Annotated in this window: 3 protein-coding genes; all 3 read right to left on the reverse strand. The window is 60.0% G+C overall.

Annotation, left to right across the window (positions count from 1 at the left end; all coding sequences use genetic code 11):
• Nucleotides 1–953 (reverse strand): IS66 family transposase (gene tnpC / locus BSU04_RS38775; RefSeq protein ID WP_144021493.1); only part of this gene is annotated, 953 nt, incomplete at its 3' end.
• A gap of 39 nt (nt 954–992) precedes the next feature.
• Nucleotides 993–1,337 (reverse strand): IS66 family insertion sequence element accessory protein TnpB, encoded by a 345-nt coding sequence (gene tnpB, locus BSU04_RS38780; RefSeq protein WP_062173719.1) that lies wholly within the window; start codon nt 1,335–1,337, stop codon nt 993–995.
• Nucleotides 1,334–1,741, reverse strand: a complete 408-nt coding sequence (gene tnpA / locus BSU04_RS38785) for an IS66-like element accessory protein TnpA (RefSeq protein WP_089165524.1) — start codon at nt 1,739–1,741, stop codon at nt 1,334–1,336. Before tnpA ends, tnpB begins: the two co-directional genes overlap by 4 nt.
• Between the last annotated feature and the right edge of the window lie 72 nt (nt 1,742–1,813).

Below are 1,813 nucleotides of genomic sequence, written 5' to 3' on the forward strand. Positions count from 1 at the left end.
GGACGGATTTTCCCATCGAGGTACAAATCAGCATAGCCCGCATACGCGTCCGCCTGAAGGATGCCCTCAAATTTAGCAAGATGAGTTTGTGGGTGAATGCCTTTGCGATCCGGTGAGTAAGCGAACCAGACGGCGGCCGGTTCTATGCAAGCCGAACGGCGGTCATCACGAACGTAGACCCAGAGCCGACCCGTGCGGGTTTTCTTGTTGCCCGGCGCGAGCACCGGGATCGGTGTGTCATCCGCGTGGATCTTGGTGGCCGCCATAACATAGGCGCGCAGCGCTTCGGTCAGCGGCCTGCAGAGTTCTTCGCACTGTCCAACCCAGCGCGCTGTGGTGGCGCGATCAAGGCGTACGCCTTCGCGCGCAGCGATCCCCGTTTGGCGATACAAGGGAATGTGGTCGGCGTACTTCGAGACCAGGATGTCAGCGAGCAAGCTCGGATGCGCCATGCTGCGCTCGATCGGCAGCCCCGGCATCGGCGGCTGTTCGATGTGACCGCAACCGGGGCAGGCCATCTTGCGTCGAATTGTGCGGATTACCTTAAACATAGCGGTGACGCGCGCCAACTGCTCGGACACGTCTTCGCCAAGCGCGCGCATGGCGCTGCCGCACTTTGGGCATGTCGAATCGGGTTCGAGCACGCGATCTTCGCGCGGCAGATGGGCTGGCAGAGCTTCCTTGGGCGCCTGGACGGAGACGCCCGAACTTGGCGATCGCGCGCGCGCCCGGCGAACGTCAGCGGCGCCTTGCCCAGTTGCCAGATCCTCTAGCTGTGTCTCGAGTTGATCCAACTGCTCGGATTTACGGCCGAAGTGCATCCGTTTGAGCTTGTCGATCTGGACCTTCAGACGTTCAATCTCACGATCCCGATCGGCAATTGATGCAAGGGCTTCGCTTAGCAAGGCCTGCAGGGTGACAACATCATCTGGGAGATCGGCATCGCTCGACATACGGCGCAGTTTACGAGTATCCCGTGCGGTTTACAACCGCTACGCCATCAATAATGCCGCTGTGCGACGAGGCTGGCGCCAATCGATCCCTTCGAGGACCATGGATAGCTGGGCGCTCGTCAAATGGATCTTGCCGCCATCGGCCTGTGGCCAGATGAAACGTCCATTTGTGAGGCGCTTTGCGAGGAGCCATACGCCGTCATCAGTCGCCCATAAAATCTTGATCAAATCACCCCGGCGCCCACGAAAGATGAACACGTCCCCGCTCAGCGGATTCTCACCGAGCGCTGTCTGCACCTTGGCAGCCAACCCCGGGAATCCAGAGCGCATGTCGGTGATACCTGCTGCAATCCACACTCGCGTACCCGCCGGCAGGCCGATCACGATCTCAAACTCGCCAGCACCGCGCGAAGCGTCTCGACATCGACCGCGCCATCCACTTTGACCATTGCACGGCCGATTCGAACTTCGATCGTGCCGCCCTGGGATGTCGCCTTCGCCTTATCCGGTTCGATCAACGCCTCTGGCGCAACCACGCTCGCTACGTCTGTCACCACGCTCACGGGAATGAGCCCGCCAACCTTGCCCTGCTGTTTAACCCTATGCTCTCGTCGCCATCTGAACAGCAGATTAGCGTTCAAGCCGTTCTCACGAGCAAGACTTGAAACCGAGACACCGGGCTCACAGGCCGCATCGACCATTCGGCGCCGAAACTCCGGACTATGATTCGGGCAGCCTTTACGACTGCCCGAGCGCGATTTTTCTAATGTCAAAGTGGTTCCCACCATTCAAGTAGTGGGAACCACTTTGGCGTCTCATGGTAGCGAGATCAAGTGCGGCCCTCGCGCGACGCTTACGTC

The organism is Caballeronia sordidicola, from assembly GCF_002220365.1.
Taxonomy (GTDB): Bacteria; Pseudomonadota; Gammaproteobacteria; order Burkholderiales; family Burkholderiaceae; genus Caballeronia; species Caballeronia sordidicola_C.